Below are 15318 nucleotides of genomic sequence, written 5' to 3'. Positions count from 1 at the left end.
GCGGTCCGACGACGCTGTCGCTTTGCCGGGTCCATGCGCTCTGGCCGACCTCCGTGTACGCGGGGTTGCCGGTGGTCGCCGCACACCTGCATGGCCGTGGTGAACCAGACTGCCGTGTGCGGCCACATGGGTCTTGCCGATGCCGAATCCGGCGCGGACGGCGACGCGTTTGTGGTCGACGATCGCGTCGAGGGTGGCGCGCTGTTCGGACCACAGACTTTCGCAGAGGACGTCTTCCAGGAATCCGGAAGGACTGTCGCGCCACGGGCCGTACAAGGTGCGCGTCGCACGCTTGACCTCCGTCATCACGACGGCGCGTTCGCGGGCAGTGAGGTGGTTTTGAAGGCGCGGCGCTCGGTGGGCGAGAGGCACAGGACGACGTCGGCGACGTTGACTGCATCGCGGAGACGACTCCGGGGCGGGCGTGCCGCGGCGTGGACGCCGAGGGGGTCACGCGGCTGCGTCTCGGCTGCTCCAGGCTGCGTGGGGGACATGATCGAGACGGTGCTGCTCGCGCCTGGTCTGGGTCGCGGTCTGGCCGCAGCACATGCCCTGACGTCCGGCCGGCCGCGAAATCCGGCGCAGTGTGACTATGAAGTGCCCGATGCCCGATGCCCGATGCCCGATGCCCGTGTCTGTGTCTGTGCCCGTGTCTGTGCCCGTGGGCTTCGCGCCGGAGTCCGACTCAAGACCCGGGCGACTGGGGGAGGGGTGCACGGGCCTCGGCGCCTGGTACTACGTCAGGAAGGCCGATTTTGTTACACCTGTCTTGTCACACCTGCACGTGGCGGGGCTGATCGGCGGGTGTGAACTGGTGGGCGGCCAGGTCCAGGAGCGCGGAGTGCTCGTCGTGCGCGCGGCGCACCGCTTGACGATGATCGCCGCTGTGGCGACCGCGACGGCCCGTGTGTCCGGGGCGAGCCGGTACCAGGGGGCGACTTGGGTGCCTGCCGCGGCCAGGACCCCGCGGCGGGTCTCGCAGCGGTGGCGGGCCAAGGGCAGCGTGCTGGGCATGGGCGTCATGCCCAAGGGAACGCCGCCCGCCCGATTCTGTGCCAGGCGCCGCCGACAGCTACTGCCGGGCAGCGGCCTGTTCCTCAGGGGCCGTCACGCTGGCGGCTTTGCCGTCCTGCAACTGCTGAAGGCGCTTGAGCGTCGCGGCGAGCATGGCCTGCACTCCCGAGGGGTCGCCCGCGGTGCCGCCTTCGATCCGTACCCGGATGTTGACCTTGCCCGAGCGGACGTACCCGTAGACGGAGTCGTCGCTGAGGCCAGGGTTGATGACCAGTGTGTTCTCGTCGCCTACCGGCTTCTTGGGGGCCTGCTGCTTGCTCGTCTCGGTGCCCTTCCACGCCGCGTACTGGCTGTGAGCATGGTCGGCCGAGTCGAAGAGGCAGATCTCCACGTACGCCATGTTGTTCGTAGAGCCGTTGTACTCGTACGAGGAGTCTCCGCCGCGGACCCAGCCTGCCGGAGCGGAGTCGGCGTCCTTGGAACCGTTGCAGTACTGCCCTTCCGTCACCGACTTGTCGCCGTGCAGGGACCAGCCGGGAAGGGTTTCGCCGTCGCCGAGCAACGCCTGAGTGATGTGGGCCTGGGTGAGTTCCTGCGTGATCGGCTTCGGTGCAGGAGCAGCTACCGGCTTGTCAGCCTTCTGCGTGCCGGCCCCGGAGTCCGGCCCGTCGCTGCCGGAGGAGCAGGCGGTGAGCGCGGCAAACCCGACGAAGGCAGTAACGAGGGTGACGTGTACACGTGACATGAACACAGCCTATCCACTGTTGATCATTCCGGCTGCGGGGTCGCCTCCCGGTGAGCTCTTCGGGAGGGCTACCGACGGCGCCTGATCGGAGCGAAGGCGCCATAGCCGCCTAGGGCGCGTATCGAGTCGTGATCAATCTGCGGGATTCGCTCTTGCGGCGGGGTCTGGTCCGGTAGATCTTCTTGCGTGACGCGAGTGCAACTGATGGACGTGGAGTGGGAGTTCATCGGGCCGTACCTGCCGATCGGCGAGTACGGCCCGTACCCCGAGCGGCTCCGGCAGCAGTTCGAGGGTGTGATCTGGCGGTTCAAGACCGGCGGGCAGTGGCGGGAGATGCCGGAGGAGTTCGGCGCCTGGTCGGCCGTGCACAACCGCTTCCGGCAGTGGCGTGACGCTGGCGTCTTCGAGGCCCTGCTGGAGGGCCTGGTCGCGGAAGCGGCGAAGCGGGGTGAGGTGGATCTGTCCTTGGTCAGTATCGACTCCACCACCGTGCGGGCACACCACGATGCCGCCGGGATGCACCTGGGCGAGGACGTCCTCGGTGCGCTGGAGAAGGCTGCCGCCGAAGCGGAGAAGGCCAGGTCAAAGGGGGCAGCATCGAAGAACAAAGCGGGCAGGACGTCAAAGCAGATCCCGAACGGGAGGAGCGACGACGCGTCCGGCGTCGGCGAAGAGTCCGCCTGAAGGCCGCTCTCCTCGGACGTTCCAGGGGCGGGCAGACCAGCAAGGTCCATCTGGCCGCCGACCGCAAGTGCCGCTCGCTGGCGTTCGTGCTGACCGCGGGCCAGGCCGCGGACAGTCCGCGGTTCATCCCGGTGCTCAAGAAGTTACGGGTCCGCGGCCCCGTCGGCCGCCCCCGCACCCGACCGGACGCGGTCGCCGGGGACAAAGCCTACTCGTCCCGCGGCAACCGCGCCCACCTGCGCAAACGCCATATCAAGGCTGTCATCCCGGAGAAGTCGGACCAGGCCACCAACCGCAAGAAGAGAGGTTCGGGAGGCGGCCGGCCCGTCAGCCACGACGCCGACCTCTATAAGGAGAGGAACACCGTCGAGCGTCTGATCAGCAAGCTGAAGGCCTGGCGGGGCATCGCCACCCGGTACGACAAGACGCCGGACAGCTACATCGCCGGACTCCACCTGCGCGCCTCGATGATCTGGATCAAAGAGCTCATCCGGGGCGCCTCTTGATCACTGCCCTGTCACGACCTATGGGCGGGCGTAAGGCCGAGTCATGACCTCCATGTTGTGACCGTCCGGGTCGTCGAAGTAGGCGCCGCGACCACCGAACAGATCGTTGATCCGGCCGGGCTCGGTGTGGCCGGGGTCGGCGTAGTAGGTGACCCCGACCGCCTCCAGCTGGGCGATTGCAGCGTCGAACTGCTCGTCAGGGATGAGGAAGGCGTAGTGCTGTGACTGGATCGGCTCGTTCCTCTTCTCGCAGTAGTCGAGCGTCACGCCGTTGCCGAGGTCGACGGGCAGGAACGGCCCGAACGGGGCGCCGACCTTCAAGCCCAGGACCACGGCGAGGAACTCGGCAGACAGGTACCGGTCGCTTGCGTAGACGGCAGTGTGGTTCAGCTGGACGACAGCCGTCGGCAGTTCGGATTCATGCGGGTACTGCTGGTCATAGGACATCAGTGGTGTATCTCCGGTCTTGGGATCCGCTGGAACGAGGCGCCGGATGCGGGCGCCGGGAGCGAAGACTCGAAGAAGGGGGGCGGGCCTCTTGCCCGCCTCGGGCTCACGCCGAGGCCGGGAACCTCACTCGTGCGTGGCCCATGGCCGACCCGGCAGTCACCCGACCGACCTTAGCGATCACCACAGGCGGGGACAACACCATTCATCGGCCACGCTCCGGCCAGGGCCTCGTGGCGCCTGGCCGCGCTCGAGCCACTGGCATCATCCGGGATGACCTCGGCGGCCTCTCCGGCAGGACCACTTGGTGAAGCGGGCCTGCGCGGATCAGTATGTCGCCGGCGTTTCCAGGACCTCCTGGAGGTCCACCGGGCGACGGAGTTCGGGTGACGATCCGCAGCGTGTGCCGAGGCGAGACCGGAAGCCCGCCCGTCACGTGCGACGTGCGCGAAATCGGGCCCCACCGGAAACTGCACGAGGAGAAACGAACGACTCCGCAACGAACTCGGCCGTGGCCCTCGGCCCCTCCGTGATCTCCGCCGGGGCATTCCGGTGGAATGAGGGGCCTTCAGTGCCTGTTCGGAGTTCTGATCAGCATCCGCAGCGCCGTCACCAGCCGCGCCGCGTCCTTCTCGCCGAGCGGGGCGAGGAACTCGCGTTCCGCCGCCTCGCGGGCGGCCTCCGCATCGGCCCGCACCTGCCTACCCTGTTCCGTCAACTCGACGACGTTACGGCGGCGGTCCTCCTCACTGCGGCGCCGCTCCGCCAACCCCTTGCTCTCCAGCGCGTCGACGAGTGCGACCATCGTCGTACGGTCCACACCCAGCCGCCGCGCGGCCTCCAGTTGCGACAGCGGGCGGCCCGCCGCCAGCACCGCGAGCACCGCCAACTCCCGAGCATCCAGCCCGAACGGGGCCAGTGCGGGACCGGCGTGCTCGGCCAGCCGCAGTTGCGTGTGCTTGAGCAGGTAGCCCAGCCGCGTGCCGAGCAGTTCCTCGACCGCGGCCCCGTCGTCGTCATTCTCCGCCATTCCGACATCTTAACTACCAACTGATAGTCAGCAGTGCTGACGATCAACTATCGTGATGATTATGCCCATTGATGCACCCCGCCGCACGCTCCGCTTCGGCGTCAAGACGACGCCCATGCACCTGGCCTACGACGAGATCCTCCGCGTCTGGGAGGAGTCCGACGAACTGCCCGAACTCGACGACGCCTGGCTGTGGGACCACCTGATGCCGCTGGCCGGACCGCCCGGCGGCGCCGTCCTGGAGGGCTGGACACTGCTGGCCGCGCTGGCCGCTCGCACCACTCGGCTCCGCCTCGGCCTGCTCGTCACCAGTAACAGGCTGCGTGCCCCCGCCCACCTCGGAAAGATCGCCACCACCGTGGACGTGATCTCCAAAGGGCGCCTGATCATGGGCCTGGGCGTCGGCGGCACCCGACAGCCCGACGACACCAACCCGGCCGTCGCCGAGTACGCCGCCTACGGTCTCCCACTCCCGAGTCCCAGTGAGGGCCTGGCCCGCCTCACCGAGACGATCACCATCCTGCGCCGCATGTGGACCGAGGAGGTCTTCGACCACGACGGTCCCTTCACCGCCCTACGTGGCACGCGCAACGGCCCCGGCCCGGTCCGGCCCGGCGGTCCGCCACTACTGGTCGGCGGCTGGGGCGACCGCACGCTGCGCATCATCGCCGAACACGCCGACATCTGGAACGTTCCCGGCCCGCCCCACAACGGCACCGACTGGATCGCCCAGCGTGCCCGCGTCCTCGACGCGCACTGCGCGGCGATCGGCCGCGACCCTGCCGAGATCACCCGCTCCGCGCAGATCATCGTCGACTACGCCGACCCAGCCGCCACCCGCGCCCACGTCCGCGCACTCGCCGCCGCCGGCATCCGGCACGTCGTGCTCGCGCTGCCCCGCCCCTATCCGGACAATGCCGCCCGCTGGCTTGTCGACGAGATCGTTACCCCTGTCCGCGAGAGCGGCGTCTGACGGCATCTCCACTACTCGGCCGCGCACCGCCCCCTGCCCCGACAGGCTCCGGGGCGCGGGTTGCCGAACCCCAGCAGGTCCGTAGATCACTGTGCTGGACGACAAGATCGCACCATGGCGCCAACGGCTGTTCCGTGTGTTGTCCCCCCGGGGCCGGATTGAGGAGGGACGGGGGCGGGGCTGCCGGTGAGGGTGTACCAGTCGTCGGCGCCGGAGCGCCAGGCATTGGCGAGGGGGACGATATGGTCGATGTCGGGCTGGCCGGCAGCGGTGAGCAGTTTGCCGCCGTAGGGTGCCGACCCAGGTGCCGTAGATGGCACGGCACTGATCGTCCTGAAGGACGTTCTGTCCGTCCCATTTGAGGACGGCCTCGCAGGTGTCGCAGGTGCCGTACCGGGTGATCCAGTGTGGGACTGGTTCGACATCGTTCCGCCGGACCGGGCCCGTACAGGGATCGTCGTCGGCGATGTGATGCGCCGAGGGCTGGAGGCGGCGGCCGTCATGGGCCAGATGCGGGCAGCCTCCCACGCGCTGGACCGCACAGACATACCGTCGAGGCGGCTCAGGCCGGGCTGGACGCGTTCGTCGCCGCCGGAGGGCACCGATCGGTGTCCCTCTGGGCGTCAGCGATTCATGTGGCGTCAGGGTGCCGTTCCGGCAGACGGCGCGGCCGCTGCCGCCGGGCAGCACTCTCGCGCTCTACATCGACGGCCTGGTCGAGAGGCCCGGCACCGACATCGAGGCCCAGATCGACGTTCTCGCCCGCACTCTCGACGTCGAGCCAAGGGGCGCTCCCGCAGATCCGCAGAGGCTTGACCGGGCGGCGGGCCGGCTGATGAGAACGTTCATTCCGGACACGGTGGCGCATGACGACGACGCGACGCTGCTCCTGGTCGGGCTGCCCGACCAGGATGGAGGAGGCGCTTGCGGCTGACCGCCATGGCAGGCGTGAACGGCCCTATCAGCCGATGGCGGATGAAATCGGTAGATTTGTTGAGTGGGCCCTACGGCTGTCCGGCGTGCGGCGGCCGCGCCCGTGCCTATGAACGTCGCAGGCGAGGAATTATGTCCGACTTGAGTGCGCCGATTGTGGCCACATTCCTCGTGTATGTGGCCGTCATGATCGGAACAGGTATCTGGGCCTACGGCCGCACTCACACCTTCGCCGACTTCGCCCTGGGTGGCCGACGGCTCCCCGCCTTCGTGGCGGCCCTGTCCGCAGGGGCCAGCGACATGTCCGGCTGGCTGTTCCTGGCCTTCCCTGGAGCGGTGTACGCGGCCGGAATCGGCGCCAGTTGGATCGCGGTCGGTCTGGTGGTCGGGACCTACCTCAACTGGCTGTTCGTCGCGCCGAGGCTGCGCACGTACACCGAGCGCGCAGGGAACGCCGTGAGTCTGTCGGCCTACCTGGAGGAGCGGTTCGAGGACCGCACCCGAATGCTCCGGATGGTTTCGGCGGCGGTGACTCTTGTGTTCTTCACCGTGTATGTCGCCAGTGGGCTGGTGGCCGGCGGACTGCTGTTCGGGCATATCTTCGGTTCCGGTTTCCGGCTTGGGATTGCCCTGACTGCTCTGGTGATCGTCATCTACTCATGCCTGGGCGGATTCCTGGCCGTGAGCCTGACACACGTCATGCAGGCCACGCTGATGTTCCTCGCCCTGCTCGTGCTCCCCGTCGTCGGTATCGCGGCGCTCGGCGGCTTCGGGACGCTTCGTGAGTCCCTCAACAGCAAGACACCCAGCCTGCTGGACATGGGCGCCAAGGTTGACTTCACGGCAGGACGGTGGTCCGCAGGCGGCGGATCGCTCGGCGCCGTCGCGATCGTCTCGCTGCTCTCCTGGGGCCTCGGCTACTTCGGCCAGCCGCACATCTTGGCCCGCTTCATGAGCATCCGCAGCACCAGTGCCGTCCCCGCGGCACGCCGTATCGAGACCGGGTGGGTGGTCGTGGTGCTGGCCGGCGCCACGCTCGTCGGCCTGCTGGGCATCGCGCAGTTCGGCACGCCGCTCCACGACCCGCAGACGGTCTACATCAATCTGAGCCGAACACTGTTCAGCCCGTGGGGCGCCGGGGTGATGCTGATCGCCGTGCTCGCCGCGATCATCTCGACCGCCGACAGCCAGCTCCTCGTGTCGTCGGTCGCCCTCACGGAGGACTTCTACCACGCGTTCCTCAACCGCCGCGCCTCGGACAAGGCGCTGGTGTGGGTGGGACGCGCCGCCGTCATCGTCGTGACGCTGGTGGCCTCTGCGATCGCACTCAGAGGCGGCGGGCTGCTGGGCATCGTGGGCTACGCCTGGGCGGGCTTTGGAGCCGCTTTCGGCCCGGTGGTCCTGCTCTCGCTCTACTGGCCGCGCATGACCTGGGCGGGGGCCATGGCAGGGATCGTGTCCGGTGCGGCCACGGTGCTGCTGTGGCGTGAGGTCAAACCCCTGCTCGGCCCCTTCTGGTCGGGCATCTACGAGATGCTTCCGGGTGTCCTGGTCGCCACGGCCGCGGCACTGGTCTTCGGCAGGTTCGTCGGCCGGCCCCCGAAACGGGCCTTCTGGCGGATGCCGGGCGGCGGGGTGAGCCAGCTGATGCTCACCCCCTTCCTCAGCCACGCGCCGGTCGGCATCGCCGTCCTCGACACGGATCTGCGGTACGTCTGGGTGAACGAGCAACTGGACCGCCAGATCCCCCTGAAGCGACGGCTGGGGCGGCGAATGGCGGACGTGCTGCCGAAAGCCGAGGCCGACGCCTTCGAGGAGCAGATGCGCCATGTCCTGGAGTCCGGCGCTCCGGTCATGGACTACGAGTACCGCGGCTCCGACCACTCGATGAATGACCGAAGCCGCGCGATCTCCGCATCCTTCTTCGCGATGAAGGACCGCCATGACCAGAACGTGGGCGTCTGGTACATGGTCATCGACGTCACAGAGCGCTGGCGGGCTCAAGAACGCCTCGCCCTGCTCAACGAGGCGGCTGCCCGCATCGGCAGCACGCTGGACGTGACGCGGACCGCGCAGGAGCTGGCCGACGACGCCGTGCCGGCCGTCGCCGACTTCGTCGCCGTCGACCTGCTGGACTCGGTGATGCGGGGCGAGGAGCCGGCACCCGGGCCGGTCGGCATGGCGCCCGTCATCCGTCGCGCGGCGCAGCAGTCGGTCCGTGCGGGCTGTCCCGAGTCGTCACTGGCGGTGGGGGAGACGGTCCGGCGTGCCCCCTCGTCACCCGTGACCCGCTGCCTCTTGGAGAGCAGCACCCTGGTCGAACGGATCCTGGACCGCACCAACAGCCCGTGGGTGACCGCGGACGAGGCACTGCGTGCCTCGCTCCTCGACTACGACTTTCGTTCGGTGATGGTGGTCCCGGTGCGGGCCCGCGGGGTCACCTTGGGGGCGGCGACGTTCGCACGGTCCCGCCGACTGGGGCCTTTCGAGGAGGACGACGTACGTCTCGCCGAGGAACTCGTCTCCCGTGCGGCCGTGTGCATCGACAACGCCCGCCGCTTCACCCGCGAACGCACCGCGGCCCGCTCCATGCAGCGCTACCTGCTGCCGCAGGACTTGACGGGAGGATCCGCTCTGAACGTGGCGTCGTGGTATCTACCGGCGGATGCCCCCAATGGTGTGGGCGGCGACTGGTTCGACGTGATCCCGCTTTCCGGAGCACGGGTCGCACTGGTCGTCGGAGACGTGGCGGGGCACGGTATCAACGCGGCGGCGACCATGGGGCGACTGCGCGTCGCGGTACGCACGCTCGCGAACCTCGACCTCGCCCCGGACGAGCTGCTGGCCCATCTGGACGACCTGGTCATCGGCCTCATGGGGGCGCACGACAATGATGCTCCGTTGGCGGCCGAGGACGAGGCGACGGGCACCGCGTTCCTGGGCGCCACCTGCCTGTACGCCGTCTACGACCCGGTCAGCAGACGGTGCACGATGGCCCGGGCCGGTCACCTCCCCCCGGTGATCGTCGCTCCCGACGGCGCCGCCGACATCATGGACATGCCGGCTGGGCCACCACTCGGCCTCGGTTACCTACCCTTCGAGTCCATCGAGACGGAGCTGGCCGAGGGTAGCCTCATCGCCCTCTACACCGATGGCCTCATCGAGTCCGTCGACCGGGACATCGACGTCGGGCTCTCCCGGCTGGGCGATGCCCTCGCGGCGCCCCGGCCGACACTGGAGGAGACCGGCCGCAGAGTGATCGACAGTCTCCTGGCCGGCCCACCGCCCGACGACGCGGCCCTGCTCCTCGCCCGGACCCGGGCCCTGGCCACGGACCGGGTCGCCTCCTGGGACCTGCCCAGCGATCCGGCCGCCGTTGCGCACGCCCGTACCCTCGCCGCCCAGCGGCTGACGGAGTGGGGCATCGCTGATCTGACGTTCACCACCGAACTCATCGTCAGCGAACTGGTCACCAACGCCATCCGCCATGCGACCGGACCAGTCTGTCTCCGTCTGATCCGGGACCGCGGCCTGATCTGCGAGGTCTCCGACACCAGCAGCACCTCGCCACGCATGCGCCACGCGCGGACCACCGACGAGGGAGGGCGGGGCCTGTTCATCGTCGCCCAACTCGCCCGCCGCTGGGGCACCCGCTACACGACGAACGGAAAGATCATCTGGACGGAGCAGGCCATCCCGACTGACACAATCGCCTAGCCACGTCGACGTTGACCAAAGTAGCCACGTCGACGTTGACGAAAAAGGAGGAGCCCCTCCGGCAGAGGCGACGGTCGTGTGGCCGATGGCCTGGTGATCACGGTGGCGACGCGTTGTGCGTCCGGTGCAGCGCCGATCACGGGTAGCCGACATGAACAGCCAGCAGGCGTTGCGCGTCGGCGGGGGTGCTGTGCGGCGGGAGGACACCAGACTTCCCGCATGACGACAGACTTTCACGTGTGCCAGGCCCAGCCCGCTGACGCTCCCGCGCTCGCTCGGTTGCGCTGGGCGTTCACGGAGGAGGATCACGAGTTTCGGCCTCGGCCTCGGCCTCGGCCTCGGTCTCGGCCTCGGCGGTCGGCGTCCGGAGCAGGACGGGTTCGTCGTGGGTCTCTGTGCAGCGGCGTGCGTGTCGGCGTGCCCAGGACGGCGCCGCCCGCTGCGCCCTTGCTCTCGGTGACCGCGCCGTCGCCCTGGCCGGCCTGGAGGACGGCGGCGCCCTCTACCGCCGCCTGGGTCTTCGCTCTGCGGACCGATCCTGCTGCGGCCGCCGAGGGCTGGCCGCAGCAGTGGTCCACCAGTGTCGCGGTGCGATCAACTCCGTGACTACGCGGTCGTGTGGGCCATGGGAGAGACCACCCTGAGAGCGCGCTGGAGAAGCTGGGAGTCCGGCGCGCACCAGCCGGACGCGACGTCCAGGTCGATGATGACTTCCGCGCCGGAAGGGCCTGAGAATGACCGTGCCATGACGGATTTCCACCACGCGCACACGGTCGACGACGTCCCGCGCCATGCCACCAGGCACGAGGAGGACATCGAAGGGAAAGCCCACGGCGGGAAAGCCCACGGCATGCAGGGGCGGGGCCGGGCGTCGGGCTCCGTGCGGGTGTTCGGTGGTCGAGGCGTCGAGTCTCGATGGCAGGGCTGCGCGTGTGGCCGGTGGGCAAGGCGATGATCCCGGTGACCGCGCCCACGACCGCGGCCACGGAACCCGAGGCTGTCCACAGGACCGCACCGCGGTTCCACCACGGCTTCTTCGCGGCGTCGTCAGCGGGCTGGCCGGCGGTCGCGCTGGCGGTGGCATGGAGGTCTTGCGCCGTCTCAACGGTCCCGTCCTGTCAACTGGCCAGGTGTCAGACACAGGCGCCGGGCGATTCCGTGTACCCGTACGTTGTAGATCCGTCGACGAACCATACGCGCAGGTAGTAGCAGTGACTCGTGGCGATGGGAACACTGCCGGAGAACGGGAAAGCGCCCCAACCAACTGTGCCTAGGACAGTGGGGGGCGTGACCGCGTAGGTCGGCTCTCCTGACTGCCAGGCCGACCTGTCCATGACTTGGTACCACGCCTGTACGTCGGTGTCAGGTGTGGTGACGCCTGCGAACCACGTGCCATCCGCATTCATGCACGCTTGCAGCTGAATGGATGAGGGGTAGGTCCCAGGGTCGGTCAAGCCGCGGCAGCCACCGTTGCTGGCGCTCGCGGTGCCGGCCGTACCCATGCTCAGACCAGCAGCTGCCATCATCGCCGCAGCTCCGATCCCCATGATCCGCTTTATTTTCATCTGCTTCTCCATTCGAAGGTCCGGGCAGCTCCGTCACTCAGCCGGAGTGGTGTGAGTCGCGCGGTCACGCTGTTCATCAACAGCGGCTAAATCAGGCCGGGTTCACTTGAGGTCTCCACCAGCATGTTGGCGCCGTGCGCCCCGCGCCGTGACCCCCTGGATGACGCCATGGCGCCCTCATCATGCTGCTAGGGAGCAACGGGCAGGTCCAGCTCCAATACACGGGGCCGGACCGGCCCGGTACTGCAGGACGCCGCTGACAGGCGGGCGCAGTCCTAGCTATTGAAGACGATGTACTGGAGGTGCGCTCCGCCCGTGGCTACGCAGCCACCGTGGTAGAAGGGGTGAACGGCTCCGGAGACGTCCAGGACATAGCCGTCGTTAGCCCCCGAGCAGATCTGCTTGGTGTTCGGGAGGTCCATCCAGCCGATGTTGTTGTTGCCGCCGGTCGTGCCGTCCCAGTCGTAGCAGTAGCTCGGGTTGTTGTTGCTGTCGATCCTGACTCCGCCGGTCGGGCAGGAGACGTTGTAGACGGTCGCGCTGGCGGGCGTGGCGGCGACGAGGCCGGCGGTGGCGAGCCCCGCGGCGATGATTCCAGTTGCCAGTTTCCGGGCGATGTTCATGTGGTCCCCCTGACGTTTGTGGTGCAACAGACGGTGCTGCGCCAATCTTGTCGGTGAACGGCCATGCCGGAGAATGACGTTGGCCTGACGTTAGCCGGACGCTTCGGGCTGCTGTGTGGTGTGTCGCGTTCGCGGGCGGTCTTTCCGCCGGCACGCTGGCCGGCACCGCGTCGCTTGTGATGGCGATGACTCATCCAGTGGTTCAAGGGCGTGTTGCCTCGGCTGGGCGTGACCGCTTGGTCTGGTGAGAGGCTGCGGTCCTGCCAACCCATCCCTCAGCATGGGCCTGGGTCACCCTGGGCGTGGTGACAGCGGCGATGGCCATCGTCGTGGTGGCCGCCGCTGCCTGGACCGAACGTTTCATTGCTGTTCCTTTCGTTGCGCGGGAACGGCTGACCACCCCCATGGGGACGTTATGGATACGGGTCCTCTGGCCGTCCTGGATTCGCCGTAGGGCGTATCTGATGGGTCGGTGATCGGACGGGCCATGGGGTGTTCTCAGCTGCGTGGGGCGGGGTGGCTTGAGTGAGGCGGAGTGGGTCCGCTTGGAGCCGCACCTGCCAGAGAATGTCAGGCGGGGCGGGCGGTGGAAGTGGTCACCGCACGGTGATCAAGGGGTTCTGTTCCGGGTTGCGCACCGGGATTCCCCGGCGGGACTCGCCGGCCCGGTTCGGCAAGTGGCAGACGGTGTACGGCCGTCACCGCCGATGGTCGGCGGACGGCACTTGGGAGAAGGTCTTGTAGGGACTTCAGGCCGTTGCCGATGTGGAGGGGCGGATCGACTGGTCCAAGGCTGGCGCGGACTCGACCCTCCTACGGGCTCACCAGCACGCGGCTGGCGCCCGCAAGCGCACTCCGAAGATCCCGGGCAAGCGGTCCCGGCCTGAGTGGCACCGGCCGGACGAGGCTCTGGGACGTTCCCGGGGCGGCCTGACGACGAAGATCCACCTGGCCAGTGAGAGCGGACGACGCCCGCTCGCCCTGTTGCTCATCCCGGGACAGCGGGGTGACGGACCGCAGATGATCGAGGTCCTCGACCGCGTCCGCGTTCCCCGACCAGGCGGAGGGCACCCACGTACCCGCCCTGAATGCCTGAGCGCCGACAACGCGTATTCGTCACGCCGCAACCGCCGCTACCTGCGTCGACGCCAGATCCGGCATGCCATTCCCGAGCGCCGCGACCAGCGGGCCCATCGCCGCAACCGCGGTAGCGCAGGCGGCAGGCCCACCGGCTTCAACTGGACCAGTACGCACGCAGGAACGAAGTCGAACGCATCGTCAACGCCTTCAAGGACTTCCGGGCGGTAGCGACCAGGTTCGACAAGCGCGCCTACGTCTTCCAGGGCACGGTCACGCTCGCCGTGCTCCGGCTCCGTCTACACACGTGACCTGCCTGGCGCCCCGGCCGCTCAGTACGCCATGATCGCGATCAGAGGACGCCGGGGAGAATCTTGCCGCCGAGGATGCCGCCGGCGGCACTGTTCATGAGCTGCCTCCCAAGGGCGTGTGCGTCGGTACGTAGGGTGAGTTGGCTGGAAGCATTGCCGCTCATAGCCCGTACACGGTTCACCGTAAGGACGCCTGGAAGCCCATGAGGGGCGGACGAGAACCACTGCAGGCGCGCCCTAGTGCGAGGTCGGCCAGGGGATCGACGCTGATCGTGAAGTGCCGGGGGGGGACATGAGATTCGGCGAGCTGGGGCTGGCCCATGCCGGCGTCGAGTACATCACGGCCCGGACCACTGGCGGCCTTGTCACCGGCGTGCGGCCGGCCGCCCGGGTAGCCAGAGTGCTGTTGTTGGCCGCGTTCCTGAGCGCGAGTCGTGCGCCGGTCCTCGGCCCGAATCGTCGGGGGCCGGCCGCCTCCGGTCATTCAGCGGAGAGGGAGTTGGGGGATGCCGAATGGATCAGCGTTCGCTGACTGCCGATCACAACCTCTTCGTATCGGGCACGTGCTGATGCACCTGGGCGGTTCGGCTATCCATGACATCGTGCGAGAACGAGGGGTCCCTGGTCATGACGCCGAGTGCGGCAGAATCCGGCTGTGACATTCATGGGAGTCCTCGCCGAGCTGGAAGCCGGTATGGCAGAGCTGTCCACGCCGATGCGGGTGTACGTGGCGGCCGGGCGGTTCACCGAGGCGGATCCCGACCTGCCGGAGCTGGCGGCCCGGAGCCGAACGCTGCTGGCCACGATCACGGCGGACGAGGCCTGGCGGCGCTTTCTGCACGCATACGCCCCACCGTCCGTCCCGGAGATTTGTGCCGCTCTGGAACCTGTGGAGACACACGAGGCCGCCGCGCTCCTGGCTCAGGTCGCGGCCGTCGACCTGGTATGGCCGAGCCACCGGCACTTGCCCGTCGAGACCGCCGAGCGCGGGGCGGACCAGGTGGTGTCCGCGCTCGGACCGGAAGCCAGCTGGTGGACCAACCACGACTTCGAATGCGGCGCAGTGAACGGCCTCCCCCCACTGTTCGACAGCCTCCTCGCAGGGACAGACGGTGAGTACTTCGCGCTGACCCTGCAGATCGCCGACGACTGAATGCCCCGCCCGGCTGCGCCACCTCCAGAACGCGTTCAGCAGCGCGGCCGACGACTCCCGCGCCCGCAAGGACCGTTACGCCGAACAGGGCGATGCCGACGGAGCGCACCTGGTGCGCCAGGACGACCAGCGGGCGCACCGCCCGCAGGAGCTCGGACCGCATCGGGGCCGGGAGGCCGGCCCGCTGGTCGGCGAGCCCTGGGGAGGGGCGTTGTTGTGTTGGGTCAGACGGTGTCGCTGGCCTTACGGTGCTCAACCACAGAATCGGGTCCGGGTGACATGATCGTCTCGTGGCCGTTCTCGGTCCGCACGCGGTAGGGCGGCGTTCCGTTCGGGCCAAGCACTTCGATGACCTCAACGACGTGATCCTGCTTGCCCACGACTCGCCCGTGGACGACAAGCCGGTCGCCTTTGGAAGCCTGCACTGTGGCGCCACCTCTCTGCTGAACGGTCACCTGTCGAGCTCAACTGTGTCACGGTCTAGTGTCCCGTGATCCGGTTCGTGTCAGTTCGCATTGTTGTTGACGAGTTTCTTCACGT

Annotated in this window: 9 protein-coding genes and 3 pseudogenes; 6 read left to right on the top strand and 6 right to left on the bottom strand. The window is 68.4% G+C overall.

Going from position 1 to position 15318, the window contains the following annotated elements; all coding sequences use genetic code 11:
* Positions 1–1072: 1072 nt before the first annotated feature.
* Positions 1073–1759 (bottom strand): hypothetical protein, encoded by a 687-nt coding sequence (locus IE277_RS44515; protein WP_189959539.1) that lies wholly within the window; start codon positions 1757–1759, stop codon positions 1073–1075.
* Between the two features lie 186 nt (positions 1760–1945).
* Between IE277_RS44515 and IE277_RS44510 the strand changes: the two are divergent.
* Positions 1946–2949: pseudogene (locus tag IE277_RS44510) on the top strand (IS5 family transposase).
* Positions 2950–2967: 18 nt separating this feature from the next.
* On the opposite strand, the gene IE277_RS44505 reads toward IE277_RS44510, so the two are convergent.
* Both IE277_RS44505 and IE277_RS44500 read right to left on the bottom strand, forming a co-directional pair.
* Complete coding sequence (locus IE277_RS44505; protein WP_189959538.1) at positions 2968–3396, bottom strand: VOC family protein; 429 nt, start codon at positions 3394–3396, stop codon at positions 2968–2970.
* Between the two features lie 568 nt (positions 3397–3964).
* Positions 3965–4426, bottom strand: coding sequence for a MarR family winged helix-turn-helix transcriptional regulator (locus IE277_RS44500; protein WP_189959537.1), 462 nt, complete (start codon positions 4424–4426; stop codon positions 3965–3967).
* A 61-nt stretch (positions 4427–4487) separates the two neighbouring features.
* On the opposite strand from IE277_RS44500, the gene IE277_RS44495 reads away from it, so the two are divergent.
* The 3 genes and pseudogenes from IE277_RS44495 (at position 4488) to putP (ending at position 10049) form a co-directional block, all read left to right on the top strand.
* On the top strand, positions 4488–5399 hold the full coding sequence (locus tag IE277_RS44495; RefSeq protein WP_229882510.1) for an LLM class flavin-dependent oxidoreductase: 912 nt from the start codon (positions 4488–4490) through the stop codon (positions 5397–5399).
* Positions 5400–5991: 592 nt separating this feature from the next.
* A pseudogene (locus tag IE277_RS44485) lies at positions 5992–6333 on the top strand (SpoIIE family protein phosphatase); the annotation flags it as partial.
* Between the two features lie 131 nt (positions 6334–6464).
* Complete coding sequence (gene putP, locus IE277_RS44480) at positions 6465–10049, top strand: sodium/proline symporter PutP (protein ID WP_189959535.1); 3585 nt, start codon at positions 6465–6467, stop codon at positions 10047–10049.
* 1133 nt (positions 10050–11182) lie between these two features.
* On the opposite strand, the gene IE277_RS44475 is transcribed toward putP, so the two are convergent.
* Both IE277_RS44475 and IE277_RS44470 read right to left on the bottom strand, forming a co-directional pair.
* A complete protein-coding gene (locus tag IE277_RS44475; protein ID WP_189959533.1) occupies positions 11183–11626 on the bottom strand; it encodes a hypothetical protein in 444 nt (147 codons plus the stop codon).
* Between the two features lie 263 nt (positions 11627–11889).
* Positions 11890–12237: a hypothetical protein gene (locus tag IE277_RS44470; RefSeq protein ID WP_189959531.1), complete on the bottom strand. Its 348-nt coding sequence runs from the start codon at positions 12235–12237 to the stop codon at positions 11890–11892.
* 506 nt (positions 12238–12743) lie between these two features.
* On the opposite strand from IE277_RS44470, the pseudogene IE277_RS44465 reads away from it, so the two are divergent.
* Positions 12744–13625: pseudogene (locus IE277_RS44465) on the top strand (IS5 family transposase).
* 664 nt (positions 13626–14289) lie between these two features.
* Positions 14290–14778 carry a hypothetical protein gene (locus IE277_RS44460; protein WP_229882513.1) on the top strand — a complete coding sequence of 163 codons (489 nt, stop codon included), beginning with the start codon at positions 14290–14292 and terminating at the stop codon, positions 14776–14778.
* A 224-nt stretch (positions 14779–15002) separates the two neighbouring features.
* Here IE277_RS44460 and IE277_RS44455 read toward each other — a convergent pair whose 3' ends face one another.
* Complete coding sequence (locus tag IE277_RS44455; RefSeq protein ID WP_189959554.1) at positions 15003–15203, bottom strand: DUF1918 domain-containing protein; 201 nt, start codon at positions 15201–15203, stop codon at positions 15003–15005.
* Between the last annotated feature and the right edge of the window lie 115 nt (positions 15204–15318).

This window comes from Streptomyces alanosinicus (assembly GCF_014650595.1).
GTDB lineage: Bacteria > Actinomycetota > Actinomycetes > Streptomycetales > Streptomycetaceae > Streptomyces > Streptomyces alanosinicus.
The sequence above is the reverse complement of the archived record's forward strand: the minus strand, read 5'-3'. Positions and strand labels throughout refer to the sequence as shown.

Bases quoted from the DNA above. Each gene is read 5' to 3' on its own strand.
- IE277_RS44505 (WP_189959538.1), bottom strand. From the start codon at position 3,396: ATGTCCTATGACCAGCAGTACCCGCATGAATCCGAACTGCCGACGGCT.
- IE277_RS44500 (WP_189959537.1), bottom strand. From the start codon at position 4,426: ATGGCGGAGAATGACGACGACGGGGCCGCGGTCGAGGAACTGCTCGGC.
- IE277_RS44470 (WP_189959531.1), bottom strand. From the start codon at position 12,237: ATGAACATCGCCCGGAAACTGGCAACTGGAATCATCGCCGCGGGGCTC.
- putP (WP_189959535.1), top strand. From the start codon at position 6,465: ATGTCCGACTTGAGTGCGCCGATTGTGGCCACATTCCTCGTGTATGTG.
- IE277_RS44460 (WP_229882513.1), top strand. From the start codon at position 14,290: ATGGGAGTCCTCGCCGAGCTGGAAGCCGGTATGGCAGAGCTGTCCACG.
- IE277_RS44495 (WP_229882510.1), top strand. From the start codon at position 4,488: ATGCCCATTGATGCACCCCGCCGCACGCTCCGCTTCGGCGTCAAGACG.
- IE277_RS44475 (WP_189959533.1), bottom strand. From the start codon at position 11,626: ATGGAGAAGCAGATGAAAATAAAGCGGATCATGGGGATCGGAGCTGCG.
- IE277_RS44515 (WP_189959539.1), bottom strand. From the start codon at position 1,759: ATGTCACGTGTACACGTCACCCTCGTTACTGCCTTCGTCGGGTTTGCC.